The sequence below is a fragment of the Pseudomonas sp. MYb118 genome (assembly GCF_040947875.1).
Lineage (GTDB): Bacteria > Pseudomonadota > Gammaproteobacteria > Pseudomonadales > Pseudomonadaceae > Aquipseudomonas.
This window is the reverse complement of sequence record NZ_JBFRXN010000002.1, coordinates 3,273,539-3,289,534: the sequence shown is the minus strand read 5'-3', so window position 1 is coordinate 3,289,534 and position 15,996 is coordinate 3,273,539. Positions and strand designations below refer to the sequence as shown.

9 protein-coding genes are annotated in these 15,996 nt (G+C 63.0%); 3 read left to right on the top strand and 6 right to left on the bottom strand.

Translation table 11 applies throughout. The annotated features are described in order from the left end of the window. Positions 1-4: 4 nt before the first annotated feature. Positions 5-1,129 (bottom strand): GNAT family N-acetyltransferase, encoded by a 1,125-nt coding sequence (locus ABVN20_RS20875; protein ID WP_368557581.1) that lies wholly within the window; start codon positions 1,127-1,129, stop codon positions 5-7. A gap of 283 nt (positions 1,130-1,412) precedes the next feature. Between ABVN20_RS20875 and ABVN20_RS20870 the strand changes: the two genes are divergently transcribed. Next, positions 1,413-2,729, top strand: a complete 1,317-nt coding sequence (locus ABVN20_RS20870; RefSeq protein WP_368557580.1) for a putative porin — start codon at positions 1,413-1,415, stop codon at positions 2,727-2,729. 252 nt (positions 2,730-2,981) lie between these two features. On the opposite strand, the gene ABVN20_RS20865 is transcribed toward ABVN20_RS20870, so the two are convergent. The 3 genes from ABVN20_RS20865 to aceK form a co-directional block, all read right to left on the bottom strand. Next, complete coding sequence (locus ABVN20_RS20865) at positions 2,982-4,103, bottom strand: beta-ketoacyl-ACP synthase III (RefSeq protein WP_368557579.1); 1,122 nt, start codon at positions 4,101-4,103, stop codon at positions 2,982-2,984. A 338-nt stretch (positions 4,104-4,441) separates the two neighbouring features. Next, positions 4,442-8,353 (bottom strand): ATP-dependent RNA helicase HrpA, encoded by a 3,912-nt coding sequence (gene hrpA / locus ABVN20_RS20860; protein ID WP_368557578.1) that lies wholly within the window; start codon positions 8,351-8,353, stop codon positions 4,442-4,444. Positions 8,354-8,546: 193 nt separating this feature from the next. Further along, positions 8,547-10,265, bottom strand: coding sequence for a bifunctional isocitrate dehydrogenase kinase/phosphatase (gene aceK / locus ABVN20_RS20855; RefSeq protein WP_368557577.1), 1,719 nt, complete (start codon positions 10,263-10,265; stop codon positions 8,547-8,549). A 412-nt stretch (positions 10,266-10,677) separates the two neighbouring features. Between aceK and ABVN20_RS20850 the strand changes: the two genes are divergently transcribed. Next, complete coding sequence (locus tag ABVN20_RS20850; RefSeq protein WP_368557576.1) at positions 10,678-12,303, top strand: methyl-accepting chemotaxis protein; 1,626 nt, start codon at positions 10,678-10,680, stop codon at positions 12,301-12,303. 72 nt (positions 12,304-12,375) lie between these two features. Beyond that, positions 12,376-13,257: a DMT family transporter gene (locus tag ABVN20_RS20845; RefSeq protein ID WP_368557575.1), complete on the top strand. Its 882-nt coding sequence runs from the start codon at positions 12,376-12,378 to the stop codon at positions 13,255-13,257. A gap of 111 nt (positions 13,258-13,368) precedes the next feature. Here the strand turns inward: ABVN20_RS20845 and ABVN20_RS20840 are convergent, their stop codons facing one another. Both ABVN20_RS20840 and araD1 read right to left on the bottom strand, forming a co-directional pair. Continuing rightward, positions 13,369-14,949 carry an aldehyde dehydrogenase (NADP(+)) gene (locus ABVN20_RS20840; protein ID WP_368557574.1) on the bottom strand — a complete coding sequence of 527 codons (1,581 nt, stop codon included), beginning with the start codon at positions 14,947-14,949 and terminating at the stop codon, positions 13,369-13,371. A gap of 23 nt (positions 14,950-14,972) precedes the next feature. Continuing rightward, positions 14,973-15,968 (bottom strand): AraD1 family protein, encoded by a 996-nt coding sequence (araD1, locus tag ABVN20_RS20835; protein ID WP_368557573.1) that lies wholly within the window; start codon positions 15,966-15,968, stop codon positions 14,973-14,975. Positions 15,969-15,996: the final 28 nt, after the last annotated feature.

Here is a 15,996-nt window from a genome sequence, read left to right as displayed (position 1 = left end):
AGAGTCAGCCTTGTCGATAAGGCAAGGCCGCCCTCGCCTCCTCGGCGTAGGCCAGCACGCCCACGCGTTCCTGGCTCAGGAAGTCCTTGACCGCGGCCTTCAGCCCCGGATGGCGCAGGTAATGCCAGGAATGGGTGATCACCGGTTCAAAGCCGCGGATCAGCTTGTGTTCGCCCTGGGCACCGGCATCGAAACGCTGGAAGCCGTTGGCGATCGCGTAGTCCATGCCCTGGTAGAAACAGGTCTCGAAATGCAGGCGGTCGAACTCCGCCAGGCAGCCCCAGTAGCGTCCGTAAAAGCTGCCGCCTCCGACCAGGCTGAAGGCCATCGCCACCGGCCGTGAGCCTTGTTTAGCCAGCACCACGCGAATGGCCTCTGGCATGCGTTCGGCCAACAGGCTGAAAAATTCCCGGGTCAGATAAGGCCGTTGCCGACGCACCGCGTAGGTGTTGGCGTAGCAGGCATAGACGAAATCCCACTGCGCCTGGTCCAGCTCCCGACCTTCGAGCCATTCGAAGTCGAAACCCTGCCCCGCCACCTGCTCGCGCTCCTTGCGCATCTGCTTGCGCTTGCGCGAACTCAAAGTGTCGAGAAAGTCCTGAAAATCGCCATAACCGCGATTCTGCCAGTGGTACTGACAGCCGATGCGTTGCAGCCAGCCGGGCTGTTCGGCCAGGGCGGCGTCGGTGAACGGGTCGGTGAAGTTGATGTGCGCGCTGCTGAGCCCTTCGATTTCCAGGTAACCGGGCAGGCTCTTGAGCAACTCAAAACCGTCCTCGACCGTGGCCGCCAACAGGCGCGGGCCACCGACCGGGCTGAACGGCACGGCGGTCAACAGCTTCGGGTAGTAGTCGATACCGGCCCGCTCGCAAGCGTCCGCCCAGGCGTGATCGAACACGTACTCGCCGTAGGAATGCCACTTGCGATAACTGGGCAAGGCGGCGATCAGCCGGTCACCGTCCATGTGCAACAGGTGCTCGGGCTGCCATCCGGAATGAGGGCCGACACTGCCACTGTCTTCCAGCGCGCTGAGAAAGGCATGACGCAGGAACGGCTGGCTCTGCGGCACCCGTTCATCCCAGGTGTGCGGGGCAATTTCAGACAGTTTCTGCACACGTTGCAACGCCATCGAATCCTCTCCACTTCGCGGTCTAGAGCCTCGCCAGTATCGCTTATCAGCGGCCGTTGCACACCCTGCCATCGGCCGACAGGACGCCTGCGAAAAAGTTCAGCAAACGTTCAAATCGTCATCTAGACGCCATCACATTGCCACTGCTTTGTCATAAACCATCGCGATACTGGCGCCTGTTTTTAGAGCGCCGGGTTCTAACCCGGACACTGTTTTCCGCCCTTCAACGGTCGGTTGTGCCCTGGATGACCCCGTCATCCTCTCTCATCCTTCGGAGAATGATATGCGTCTTGCTTCCACGAAAACTGCGGCGGCCCTGTGTGGCGGCCTGCTGCTGGCCATGAGTGTTCCGGCCAGCGCCGCAGTCGACGCCAAACTGCTGGACATGCTCAAAGCCAACGGCTCGATTACCAATGCGCAGTACACCGAACTGCAAGCCGAACTGGCCCGGGATCAGAAAGAGCAGCAAATCGCTCGCCAGGCTCAGCAAGAGACCAACGAGCAGATCGCCGCGACCGCGAAGAAAACCAACGAGCTGAGCTCCTTCGACCAGAAACTGGCGTGGGCTGCCAAGACCCAGTTCAAGGGTGACGTACGTTTCCGTCAGGAAACCGTGAAGAACGACGGCGTTTCCAACACCGGCGACCAGGACCGTCAGCGTATCCGTGTGCGCCTGGGTGCCTACACCGAGATCAACCCGCAAGTCGACACCGGTATCCGTATCGCCACCGGCAGCGACAACGATCCACGCTCGACCAACCAGAGCCTGGACAACAACTTCACCAAGAAAGACATCTGGCTGGACCAGGGTTACGTCGACTACCACCCGGACGCCATCAAGAACCTGCACCTCGTTGGCGGCAAGATGCCACAACAATGGGTGAGCATGGGCGACATCATCTGGGATAGCGACATCAGCCCTGAAGGTCTGTCGGCTTCCTACAAATACCCACTGGGCGGCAGCACCGAACTGTTCGGCAGCGCCGGTCACTACACCCTCAAGGACAACGTCGACGGCGAAGGCAAGCAGTTCCGTCACGACCTGCGTCTGTACGCCGGCCAGCTGGGTGCTCGTTTCGCGATCACTGACAACCTGAAAATGACGTTGGGCGGCAGTATCTACGCGTACGACAACGACAACGACATCGACAAGACCTGTACCGCCAACAGCTGCCGCCTGGCCATCAACGGCAACAGCGCCGGCGAGCAGTTCAAACTGTACGAAGGTTTCGGTCAGCTGGACATCGGCGGCCTGCCAATGCCACTGTCGCTGTACGGTCAAGTGGTTAACAACGATGACGCCAGCAACGACCAGGACATGGGTTGGCTGGTGGGTGCGAAGACCAAGGTCTACGGCTTCGGCATCGACTACAACTATCGCGACGTACAGCGTAACGCCGTGGTCGGCGCCTTCACCGACTCCGACTTCGCCAACGGTTTCACCGGTTCGCGCGGCAGCAAGCTGAAAGTGAGCTACGACCTGGACAAGAACTTCTCGCTCGGCGCGACGTACTTGATGGCCGACTCCGACTACACCAACGCCACACTGCGGGACTCGAAAATCAACACCCTGCAACTGGATGCTGAAGCGAAGTTCTGATCCTGCTACACGACTCGGGCAAGGAAGCCTGAGGCGCATCTTATAACCTGGTGTTGCTGTATCGGTCCCCATCATCCGTCCGATACAGCAACACCAGGTTTTTTGCGTTTGGGGTACAACCCTTGCCACACGTCATCGTTGGCCCCCATCGCGAGCAGGCTCGCTCCCACAGGTTGATCGCATGTTTCCAGTGGGAATGCGATCACCTGTGGGAGCGAGCCTGCTCGCGATGGGGGTATGTCAGCTTCGTAGTTACAGCTTGCGCAGAATCACACTGCCAATCGAATAACCGGCACCGAACGAACTGAGCACCGCCAGCGAGCCGGGGGCCAGGTCGTCCTGGTTCTTGTGGAACGAGATCACCGAACCTGCCGAACTGGTGTTGGCGTAGGTGTCGAGGATCACCGGGGCTTCCTGCTCGGTCGCGTCGCGGCCCAGCAGCTTTTTGACGATCAGGTGGTTCATGCTGAGGTTGGCCTGGTGCAGCCAGAAGCGCTTGACGTCGGCGACGTTGAGCTGGTTCTCGGTCAGGTGCTGGCCGATCAGCTCGGCGACCATCGGGCAGACTTCCTTGAACACCTTGCGACCTTCCTGGACGAACAGTTTGTCGCGGGTGCCGATGCCCTCTTCCGCTGCGCGGTTGAGGAAACCGAAGTTGTTGCGGATGTTGTTGGAGAACTTGGTCAGCAGTTTGGTGCTGACGATGTCGAACTGGTGCTTGGACGTGGCCTGGTCGGCACGCTCGATGATCACCGCGGTGGCGGCGTCGCCGAAGATGAAGTGGCTGTCGCGGTCGCGGAAGTTCAGGTGACCGGTGCAGACTTCCGGGTTGACCATCAGGATCGCCCGGGCCTGGCCCAGCTGGATGCTGTTGGCGGCGGCCTGGATGCCGAAAGTGGCGGAGGAGCACGCCACGTTCATGTCATAACCAAAACCGTCGATGCCCAACGCTTCCTGGACTTCGATGGCGATGGCCGGGTAGGCGCGTTGCAGGTTGGAGCAGGCGACGATCACACCGTCGATGTCGGCGGCGGTCTTGCCGGCGCGCTGCAAGGCCTGTTCGGCGGCACCAATGGCCATCTGGCAGAGCACCGACCACTCGTCGTTGGAGCGCTCCGGCAGGCGCGGCGTCATGCGCTGCGGGTCGAGGATGCCTTCCTTGTCCATGACGAAGCGGCTCTTGATGCCGGATGCCTTCTCGATGAACGCGGCGCTGGATTCGGTCAGGGCCTGGACTTCGCCACGGGCGATGGCGTCGGCGTTGTCGGCGTTGAACTGCGCGACGTAGGTATTGAAAGACTGCACCAGTTCTTCGTTGGAGATGCTGTTGGCCGGGGTATAGAGGCCGGTGCCGCTGATGACGACGTTATGCATGGTCGTTTCTCGAAATTGATTCAGGCAGAAAGCATTGGCACCGACGTACCAATACACAAAGGGTCTATTCCCATCCCGGGGACGCAAACCTGGCATCGCTTTATTCCGACATCCAGCCCAGGCAGAGGCTCTGGACCGCGAAACCGGCATTTATGGTCGCGAAGTTTGCCATAAATGCAGAATTTTGGCCCGTTCCCTGTGGTAACGAGCACAGCACCTGTGGGAGCGAGCCTGCTCGCGATGAACGCCAGAACACCGCGGGGTGTCAGGCTTCCCGAGTCATCGTTGACGTCCATCGCGAGCAGGCTCGCTCCCACAGGGGTTCATGCAACCAGAGGTCAGGCTTCGACCTGGGTCCACTGCTTGGCCAGGCGCTTATCGGAAATCGGCACCTTGGTCCCCAGCTGTTGGGCGAACAGCGACACCCGGTATTCCTCCAGCCACCAGCGGTACAGCTCCAGCTGCGGGTCGCGCTTGCCTTCCTGGGCGTGTTTGGCGGCGCGGGTCTGGTATTGAGTCCACAGGGCCGACAACTCGCCACTCCAGACCCGATCCTTCTGCACCTGGGCGCCGAGCTTCTCGAAACGCTGCTCGATGGCCTTGAGGTAACGCGGCAACTCCTTGAGCCACTGCATCGGCGTTTCGCGCACGAACCCCGGGTACACCAGTTGGCTGAGCTGCTGCTTGATGTCGTTCAGGGCCACCGCCTGGGCCAGGTCGATCTTGCCCTTGAAGCGCTTTTGCAGCCCGTGCCAGAGCTTGAGAATGTCCAGGGTCAGCCTGGCCACGCGCTCGGCATGCTCGGTCCAGGCGCCACGCTTGCGTTCGGCCAGCGCCGCCAGCCCGGCACCGTCGCGAGGCAACGGGTCTTCACCGTCGAGGATGCAACTGTCGAGGCTGGCCAGCAGGATGTCTTCGACCAGTGCATCGACGCGCCCCATGTCGCGGTACAGCAGGCCCAGCTCGGTCAGCCCCGGCAACTTGCCGCGCAGGAACTTCGCCGATTCGGCCAGTTGCTGCATGAGCAGGCGCTGCAAGGCGCGGCGGTGCTGGAACTCGGCTTCGGCCGGCGTCGAGAACCGCCCTTCCTTGACCGTGCCGCCCTCTTCCACCAACGCCGGATAGACCGTCATCGACAGCCCGGCAATCTTCTGCTGGGTTTTTTCCGCTACCGCCGCGAAGCCTTTCGCTTCCACCGGCTGCTGGCTCTTCGCAGTTTGCGGCACTGCCAGTGCGGCCTGACTCGCCTCGGCAAACCGTGCCGTCAGTTCCGCCAGGTCACGCCCTTCACCGAGGAACTTGCCCTGGCCGTCAACGATTTCCAGGTTCATGCGCAGATGGCTTTCGACCTGCTGCGCCGCTTCCGCCCAGGCTTCATCGCTGACCCGCGCCCCAGTCATGCGCAACAGTTCACGCCCCAAGGCCTGGGGCAACGAACCCTCGGCAAAGGTCATACGCTGCAACGCCGCCTTGACGAAGTCCGGCACCGGCACGAAGTTCTTGCGCAGGGCCTTGGGCAGATTACGCACCAACGCAATGCACTTGGCCTCGATCACCCCCGGCACCAGCCACTCCAGGCGCTCCGGTGGCAACATCGGCAACAGCGGCGCCGGCACGCGCAGGGTCACGCCGTCACGCGGGTGATTGGGTTCGAAGTGGTAACTGAGCGCCAGTTCCAGGTCGCCAATGTGCAGGGTGTCCGGGTACTGCATGGCGGTGACTTCACTGGCTTCGCGGGCCAGCACGTCTTCTTCGCGCATGATCAACAACTGCGGGTTCTTCTGGCTGTTGACCCGGTACCAGCTGTCGAACGTCGCCGTCTGGTGAATCTCCGCCGGCAGCCGCGCCTCGTAGAAGGCGTAGAGGGTTTCCTCATCGGCGAGGATGTCGCGCCGACGCGCCTTGGCTTCCAGCTCGTCGAGTTGTTCGAGCAGACGTGCATTGGCCGAGAGGCACTTGGCCTTCGACTGGATCTCGCCCCGCACCAGGCCTTCGCGGATGAACAGTTCGCGCGAGACCACTGGGTCCACGGGGCCGAAATGCACCGGCCGGCGACCGACCACGATCAGCCCGAACAGGGTGATCTGCTCGTAGGCCACCACCTGGCCGCGCTTCTTCTCCCAATGCGGTTCGAAGTGGTTTTTCTTGATCAGGTGCCCGGCCAGCGGCTCGATCCAGTCGGCGTCGATCTTGGCCACCATGCGCGCGTAGAGCTTGGTGGTCTCCACCAGCTCGGCGGTCATCAGCCACTGCGGGCGCTTCTTGCCGATGCCCGACGACGGGTGAATCCAGAAGCGCCGCTGACGGGCACCGAGGTAATCGCCCTCTTCGGTTTTCTGGCCGATCTGGCTGAGCAGGCCCACCAGCACCGCCTTGTGCAGTTTCGGGTAGTCCGCCGGCTCCTTGTTGAGGCTCAACTGCAGGTCACGGCAGATCAGGCTCAACTGCCGATGGGAGTCGCGCCACTCGCGCAGACGCAGGTAGTTGAGGAAATTCTTGCGGCACCAGTTGCGCAACGGGTTGGCCGTCAACGCCTGGCGCTGCTCTTCGAAACCTCGCCACAGATTGACCAGCGCGGCGAAGTCCGAGTCGGCATCCTTCCATTGCGCGTGGGCCTGGTCCGCCGCTTGCTGGCGCTCGGGCGGACGCTCGCGCGGGTCCTGGATCGACATGGCGCTGGCAACGATCAACACTTCCTGCAAACTGCCCAGCTTCGCCGCTTCCAGCAGCATGCGGCCCATGCGCGGGTCCACCGGCAGGCGCGCCAATTGGCGGCCGAGCGGCGTCAGCTGGCTGTTGCGGTCCACCGCAGACAGCTCTTGCAGCAGGTTGAAACCGTCGCTGATGGCCTTGCCATCCGGCGGCTCGATGAACGGGAACGCGGTGATTTCGCCGAGGCGCAGATGCAGCATCTGCAGGATCACCGCCGCCAGGTTGGTGCGCAGGATCTCCGGGTCGGTGAATTCCGGGCGCCCCAGGAAATCCTCTTCGCTGTACAGGCGCACGCAGATACCCGGCTCGACCCGTCCGCAACGACCTTTACGCTGGTTGGCGCTGGCTTGGGAAATCGCCTCGATGGGCAGGCGCTGGACCTTGGCGCGGTAGCTGTAGCGGCTGATGCGCGCGGTGCCGCTGTCGATCACGTAGCGAATGCCCGGCACCGTCAGCGAAGTTTCCGCGACGTTGGTCGCCAGCACCACGCGACGCCCTGGGTGCGACTGGAAAATCCGCTGCTGCTCGGCCGGCGACAGCCGTGCGTACAACGGCAGGATTTCGGTGTGCTTGAGCTGGGCCTTGCGCAGCATGTCGGCGGCGTCGCGGATCTCCCGTTCGCCGGGCAGGAACACCAGCACGTCGCCCGGGCCGCGGCGCTCGCTGCGCTCATAGGCGGCGATTTCGTCGAGGGTGGCGAGGATCGCCTGGTCCACGGTCAGGTCGTCCTCGACCCGGTTGCCTTCTTCGTCCTGTTCCAGGGTCAGCGGGCGATACCAGGTTTCCACCGGGAACGTGCGGCCGGAGACTTCGACGATTGGCGCATCGTCGAAGTGTTTGGAAAAGCGCTCCAGGTCGATGGTCGCCGAGGTGATGATGACTTTCAGGTCCGGACGACGCGGCAGCAGAGTCTTGAGATAGCCCAGCAGGAAGTCGATGTTGAGGCTGCGCTCGTGGGCTTCGTCGACGATGATCGTGTCGTAGCGTTCCAGGTAGCGATCGTTTTGGGTTTCCGCCAGCAGGATGCCGTCGGTCATCAGCTTGATCAGCGTGTTGGCGTCGCTCTGGTCCTCGAAACGCACCTGATAACCGACCAGCGCGCCCAACGGCGTGCCCAGTTCCTCGGCGACCCGACTGGCGACACTGCGCGCGGCGATTCGACGTGGCTGGGTGTGGCCGATCAGGCCATGCTGGCCGCGGCCGATCTCCAGGCAGATCTTCGGCAACTGGGTGGTTTTACCCGAACCGGTTTCGCCGGCGATGATCAGCACCTGGTGTTTTTCCAGGGCCTTCTTGATCTCGTCGCGCTTGGCCGCAATCGGCAGGCTGTCGTCGTAACGAATCACCGGCAGGCTGGCCTTGCGCGCCAGCACCTGATCGCAGGACGCCTGCAGGCGCGTCACCCACTGGGCCAGCTTGGCCTCGTCGGGCTTCTTGCGCAGCTCAAGCAACTGCCGCCGCAGCCGGTGACGGTCGGCGAGCATGGCGTGATCGAGGTTTTTCAGCAGTTTGTCGATGGAGGGCGATTCGTTGGTCATCAGCTACGCAATTCAGTCGTCTAGTGGCGCAAGGGAGCGATTGTCGCAGATTTTGCGACCGCTGCGCGGTCGATCGCGACGGTGCGACGTTTCGACAGGCTCGCTCCCACAGTGAGCGGTGGTGTACCCAAATTTTGTGGTCACTGCCGATCCTCTGTGGGAGCGAGCCTGCTCGCGATGGCGTCAGCCCTGGCTACTCACCATCAAGCCCCCTGCGCCGATACGGAAACACATCGATCACCTTCCCCGCCCGAATCGCCTCCTGCAAGCCCTTCCAGTAATCGGCGTTGTACAACTCGCCATGCAACTGGTCGAACAACTTGCGCTGCGCCGAATCGGCGAACAGGAACGGCGGGAATTCCTCGGGGAACACATCCAGCGGCCCGATCGAATACCACGGCTCCGAAGCCATCTCGTCCTCGGGCGTACGTGGCGCCGGGATGTGGCGGAAGTTGGCCTCGGTCAGAAAGCAGATTTCGTCGTAGTCATAAAACACCACGCGGCCGTGGCGGGTAACGCCGAAGTTCTTCAGCAGCATGTCACCGGGAAAGATGTTGGCCGCCGCCAGTTGCTTGATGGCCAGGCCGTAGTCTTCCAGCGCCTCGCGCACCTGCGCTTCGTTGGCGTTGTCCAGGTACAGGTTGAGCGGGGTCATGCGCCGCTCGGTCCAGCAGTGGCGGATCAGCACCGTGTCACCTTCCACCGACACCGTCGACGGCGCCACGTCCAGCAGCTCTTCCAGGCACGCCGGTTCGAACTTGTCCAAGGGGAAACGGAAGTCGGCGAACTCCTGGGTGTCGGCCATGCGCCCGACGCGGTCGACACTTTTCACCAGCCGGTATTTCTCGATCACCGTGGCGCGGTCGACGTTCTTCGACGGCGAAAAACGGTCCTTGATGATTTTGAACACGGTGTTGAAACCCGGCAGGGTGAACACGCTCATCACCATGCCGCGCACGCCGGGAGCCATGATGAAGCGGTCGTCGGTGTTGGCCAGGTGATTGATCAGCGCCCGGTAGAACTCCGACTTACCATGCTTGTAGAAGCCGATCGAGGTGTACAGCTCGGCGATGTGCTTGCCCGGCAGGATGCGCTTCAAAAAGCCGATGAACTCCGCGGGCACCGGCACATCCACCATGAAATACGAACGGGTGAAGGAGAAGATGATCGACACGTCGGCTTCGTCGGTGATCAGCGCGTCGATCTGGATGCCACGCCCCTCCAGGTGCAGCAGCGGGATCGCCAGCGGCCATTGTTCATCGGCGGTGAAGATGCGCCCCACCAGGTACGCGCCCTTGTTGCGGTACAGCACCGAGGAAAACAGCTCGACACTCAGGTCCGGGTCCTTGCACACCCAGTCCGGCAGGTTCTCGCGCAGTTGCGCTTCGAGGCGGCACAGGTCGCCGGGCAGGTCGGCGTAATCCTCGCTGAAACGGTAGTCGGCAAAAATGCTCGCAAGCATCTCTGACAGGTGGCCTTCGGGCCTGTAGGTGCGGGTTTGCGCCGCGCGAGCCCGGCGCAGGCTCGGCCGGGTGGTGTGGATGAACATGCAGCCGTCGCTGATCAGGTCATGGCTGAACAGCCCGCAGAAGATCGAGTTGTACCAGGTCTCGGACAACTCATCGTCGAAGCGCAGGTCGATCAGGCTGATGTAGGCGCTCTTGACCAGCGGCCAGCAACTGACGTCCAGGGTGTCGCTGTCGAACGCCGTGCGCAACCGCCGGACCGTCTCGCCGACTTTTTCTTCGTAGAGGTTGATCCGTGCCGCCGAGGCCTCCTGGGTCGCCTGCCACTGCGCCTGCTCGAAACGCGCCCGGGCGCCGTCGGTGATCTGGCGAAAATGCTCGCGATAATCATCAAAGCCATCGAGGACCATTCGGGCGATATCGGCGGCGGGCCATTGCTGCGGCATGGTGAGACCTCTGCGGGAATTCGGAAGACCTGAGCTTAGCCAGTGAACGCGTTGCAGGAGAAGCGCAATTTCCGCCGTTGTGTGGATGATTCATCCGGTTACAGATGTTTTTTCGGTTTTTTTAAGTCGACCGTTTAGTCAACAAACGAATAAAAAAGCCCATAACGATCTGATGAACCGTTTCACCTGCAGCCCTCGGATCTCGCGGCTTTCGGATCCAATCTGCACCAGCGATCCGCTCGAGCGATGTTTTTCTGCTTTCGCGCCGCGCTGCTTTCCACCCGCGCAGGGGGCGCGGAGTGGTCTTACCAAAATGATGGCACTTTGATATATACGCCGCCTTCACCCCTCCAAAACAAGATCTTCGGCCAACGAGGACTCCCCCCTATCCCTACATCCAAGGAGCAATTTCATGCCTATAAGGAACCTGCGCATCGGTGTGCGCGCGAGTCTGAGTTTCGCCGTACTGGCGACCCTTCTTGTCTTGGTCGGACTGCTCAACCTGCGTCAGATGGCGAGCCTGCGCGAGAGCGCGGCGGTCATCGAGCAAGTGTGGATGCCCAACATCGAAAGCATGCACGACAGCGCCGCCAACATGGCGCGGATCCGCCTGGAGTCGTTGCGCGTGATCACCGTCAACGAAAAATCGGTGCGCGACACCAGCAAGGGCATTCTCAACGGCCAGCGTCAGGAACTGCTCAAGCGCCTGGAGGACTACCAGGCCACGCTGTCCACCGATCAGGAACGAGCCATGCTCGCCACCCTGACAAGCGAGGTCGGTAAATATCTGTCGATCCTCGATCAGATCATCGCTCACATTGCCGCCGGCCAGAATGAGCGGGCCTTCACCCGCCTCAACGATGAACTGGCGCCTCAGGGTGGCAAGGTCGATCAAGCGCTGGAGGCGTTGATCAGCTTCAACCAGCAAGGCGCCGATGAAGCCGCCAAGGCCGCAGCGGCCATGTACGAACGGGCGCTGTGGATCGTCGGCGTAATCATCATCGTGGCCCTGCTCGCCACCTTGCTGCTGGCCTGGGCCTTGACCCGCAGCATCACCACGCCGATCAATCAGGCCCTGAGCGCCGCGCGCCGGATTGCCGACGGCGACCTCAGCGGGCAGATCGTCAGCGCTGGCAAGGACGAAGCCGCCTTGCTGCTTTCAGCCCTGGCCGACATGCAGGGCAACCTGCGCTCGACCATCCGCGGCATCAGCGATTCGGCACGGCAACTGGCATCCGCGGCCGAGGAAATGAGCTCGGTGATGGAGGAAAGCACCCGTGGCCTGCAACAGCAGAACGACCAGATCGAAATGGCTGCCACCGCCGTCACCGAGATGAGCAGCGCCGTGGACGAAGTGGCCGCCAATGCCGTGTCCAGTGCCGAAGCCTCGCAGGCGTCGAACGAGGACAGCAAGCACGGGCATGTGCAGGTCAGCGAGACCATCAGCGCAATCCAGGGCCTGGTCAGCGAAGTCCTCGACGCTTCGGCGCAGGCCGAGGGGCTGGCAGCGCAGGCGCAGGACATCAGCAAGGTGCTGGAGGTGATCCGCGGCATTGCCGGGCAGACCAATCTGCTGGCACTCAATGCCGCCATCGAAGCCGCCCGGGCCGGTGAAGCCGGACGCGGGTTTGCCGTGGTCGCCGACGAGGTGCGCTCGCTGGCGCAACGCACGCAGAATTCCACCGAAGAAATCGAGCTGATGATTAGCAACATCCAGCAGGGCACCGGCTCCACGGTCACCGCGTTGCAAAGCAGCGCCGAACAGGCCAACCAGACCCTGCGTCGGGCCAACAGCGCCGGCAACGCCCTGGAAAAAATCACCGCGTCGATTTCGCAGATCAACGAGCGCAACCTGGTCATCGCCAGCGCCGCCGAACAACAGGCGCTGGTGGCCCGCGAAGTCGACCAGAACCTGGTGACCATCCGCGACCTGTCGACCCAGACCGCCGCCGGTGCCACCCAGACTTCGGCCGCCAGCCAGGAACTGTCGCGGCTGGCCATCGACCTCAACGGCCTGGTGACACGCTTTGTAATTTGATGCCGGTTTTTCGGTTGCCATCCACAGGGCTCTCGGCAACACTCTCGCCCCCGTCAATGGAAGGAGTGCACCGTGAGCCCTGTCGATCTTGTACGTCTGCTGTCGCTGGCGGCCATCTGGGGTGCGAGCTTCCTGTTCATGCGCATCATCGCCCCGGTGATCGGCACCATTCCCACGGCGTTTTTCCGCGTGTCGATTGCCGCGGTCGGCTTGCTGGTGATTCTCGGCCTGCTGCGCGTGCGCTGGGATTTCAAGGGCAAGCTGAAAACCGTGATGCTGCTCGGGGTGATCAACTCCGGCATTCCGGCGACGCTCTACTCGGTCGCAGCCCAGGTGTTGCCGGCCGGTTACTCGGCGATCTTCAACGCCACCACGCCGCTGATGGGGGTGTTGATCGGCGGTCTGTTTTTCCATGAACGGCTGACGGCGGCCAAACTGGGTGGCGTGTTCCTCGGCCTGTTCGGGGTGGGCGTACTGACCCGCGCCGGCCCGGTGGCGTTTGATATGCCGCTGCTGATGGGCGCCCTCGCCTGCCTGCTGGCCACCACCTGCTACGGCTTCGCCGGTTTCCTCGCGCGGCGCTGGCTCGATCAGGCCGGTGGGCTGGACAGTCGCCTGTCGGCCCTGGGCAGCATGCTCGGGGCGACGTTGTTCCTGCTGCCACTGTTCGGCTACAGCGCACTCAGCCAGCCACCGGCAAGCTGGGGCGGCTGGAATGTCTGGCTGTCATTGCTGGGGTTGGGCCTGGTGTGCACGGCGTTCGCCTACATCATCTACTTCCGTTTGCTCAGCTCGATCGGCCCGGTGAAGTCCTCGACCGTGACCTTCGCGATCCCGCCGTTCGGGGTGTTGTGGGGAGCGATGTTTCTCGATGAGCCGCTGTCGATGGCGCATGTGTATGGCGGGGTGTTGATTGCGGCGGCGTTGTGGTTGGTGTTGAAGCCGGCCAAATAATCGAGTTGGCTGTTAAGAGCATCGCGAGCAGGCTCGCTCCCACAAGGGATTTTTGAACGACACAAATCCCCTGTGGGAGCGAGCCTGCTCGCGATGACGCCCGCTCAGACTCTACAAAGCCTGACTACTGACCTCCCCATCCACCAACCGCCGAATCCCCAGCGGATTACTGTCCTGCAACGCCTCGGGCAGCATCGCATCCGGGTAATTCTGGAAGCACACCGGCCGCAGGAAACGCTCGATCGCCAGTGTCCCCACCGACGTCCCGCGGGCATCGGAGGTTGCCGGGTACGGCCCGCCATGCACCATTGCGTCACACACCTCGACCCCGGTCGGATAACCGTTGAACAGGATCCGCCCGACCTTCTCCTGTAACACCTCGGCCAGCCAGCGGTGCTCGAGCAACTCCGCAGGTTCGCCAATCAGCGTCGCCGTCAGTTGCCCGCGTAAGCCGTGCAGCGCTGCGGCGAGCTGGGTCTGGTCCTCGACTTCGATGACGATGGTGGTCGGCCCGAACACCTCTTCCTGCAGCAGTTCATCGCCCTTGAGCAGCAGGCTGACATCGGCCTTGAACACCTGCGGTTGCGCCTGATTGCCCTGCTGCGGTTTACCCGCCAGGTGCGTCAGGCCCGGATGCTCGTGCAGCTCGCCAAGGCCACGACTGTAGCTGGCCAGCGCGCCGGCATTGAGCATGGTCTGTGCCGGCTGCTCGTTCATCTGCGCGCAGAAGGCCTTGAGGAAGTCGCTGAACTGCGGCGAGCGCAGGCCGATGACCAGGCCTGGATTGGTGCAGAACTGCCCGCAGCCCAGGGTCACTGAACCGGCCAATTGTGCGGCGATCTGCTCGCCGCGCACCTTCAGCGCCTCGGGCAGCAGGAAAACCGGGTTGATACTCGACATCTCGGCGAACACCGGGATCGGTTGCGCCCGGGTCGCGGCCATGTGGCCCAGGGCATTGCCGCCCTTGAGCGAACCGGTAAAGCCCACGGCCTGGATGGCCGGGTGCTTGACCAGCCACTCGCCGACGCCGGCGCCATAGATCATGTTGAACACGCCGGCCGGCATGCGCGTGCGTTCGGCGGCACGGATGATCGCGTCGGCGACCCACTCGGCCGTCGCCATGTGCCCGCTGTGGGCCTTGAACACCACCGGGCAACCGGCGGCCAGGGCCGAGGCGGTATCACCACCGGCCGTGGAAAAGGCCAGCGGAAAGTTGCTCGCGCCAAACACCGCCACCGGCCCCAGGGCGATGCGGTACTGGCGCAGGTCCGGGCGCGGCAGCGGCTGGCGATCCGGCAGCGCGCGGTCGATCCGTGCGCCGTAAAAGTCACCGCGACGCAGCACCCTGGCGAACAGGCGCAGCTGGCCGCTGGTGCGTCCGCGCTCACCCTGGATACGCCCCGCCGGCAGCGCGGTTTCGCGGCATACGGTGGCGACGAATTCATCGCCCAGCGCGTCGATTTCATCGGCGATGGCGTCGAGGAACGTCGCCCGTTGTTCCGCGCTCAGGTTGCGGTAGATCGGATAAGCGGCGGCCGCAGCCTTGGCGGCGGCGTCCACTTCGGCTTCACTGGCCTGGAAGAATCGCGCCGGCAGCGGCTCACCGCTGCTGGCGTCGAGGCTTTGCAGTTGCACGGTGCCGTTGGCACTGCGCCGGCCACCGATGTAGTTGTGTCCGAGTATCGAGGTCATGGAGGTTTCCTTGAGCGACCGACTTAAAGCGTACGCACCTGGCCGATCGGCAGGGGCTGGGCAGACTCACCGATACCGTTGACCAGCGGTGCGCCGAACTCGTCGAGGCTGATCTGGAAACGATCGCCCGGCTGGGTCTTCACCCCATCTGCAAACGACAGTGTGGCGGTGCCGAAGTAATGCACGTGCACATCGCCCGGGCGCAGGAACTGCGCGTACTTGAAGTGATGGAATTCGAGGTTGGCGAGGCTGTGGCACATGTTGTCCTCGCCGCTGAGAAACTCCTTTTCCCACAGGGTCTGGCCGTTACGCACGATACGGCTGGTGCCCGCCAGGTGCCGGGGCAGTTCGCCGACGCGCAGCTCGGGGCCGTAGGAGCAACTGCGCAGTTTCGAGTGCGCCAGGTACAGGTAGTTGCGCCGTTCCATGACGTGGTCGGAGAACTCGTTGCCCAGGGCGAAACCGACGCGATACGGCAGGCCATCATCGCCGATCACATAGAGCCCGGTCAGCTCCGGCTCTTCACCGGCATCCTCGGCAAACGGCGGCACCGGGAAGTCCGCGCCAGGGCGCACGACGATGCTGCCGTCGCCCTTGTAGAACCATTCCGGTTGCGCACCGACCTGCCCGTCCGCAGGCTTGCCGCCCTCCAGGCCCCACTTGAACATGCGCATGGTGTCGGTCATGCCGGCTTCCACCGCGCCGTTCTGCTGGTGCATCTTGTCCCGCGCCGAGGCGCTGCCCAGGTGGGTCAGGCCGGTGCCGCTGATCAGGCAGTGGGCCGGGTCTTCGTGATCCAGCGGCGGCAGGACCTGGCCGTGTTGCAACAGCTGCGCGTAGTCGGGGCCGGGCTGGGTGCCGCGCTTGGCCACTTCGTCTTGCAGGCTGCGTTGACCACGGATGGCCGCGAGGGCCAGTTCACGGGTGCTGCGGGTGTCGTTCAACACCAGCACCCGGGAGCCCTCGACCACGCCGACCTGGCGCTCCCCTTGGGTGTTTTCGAATTGAATCAGGCGCATGTTGTTCTCCACTGGGTCAGGGATTGCG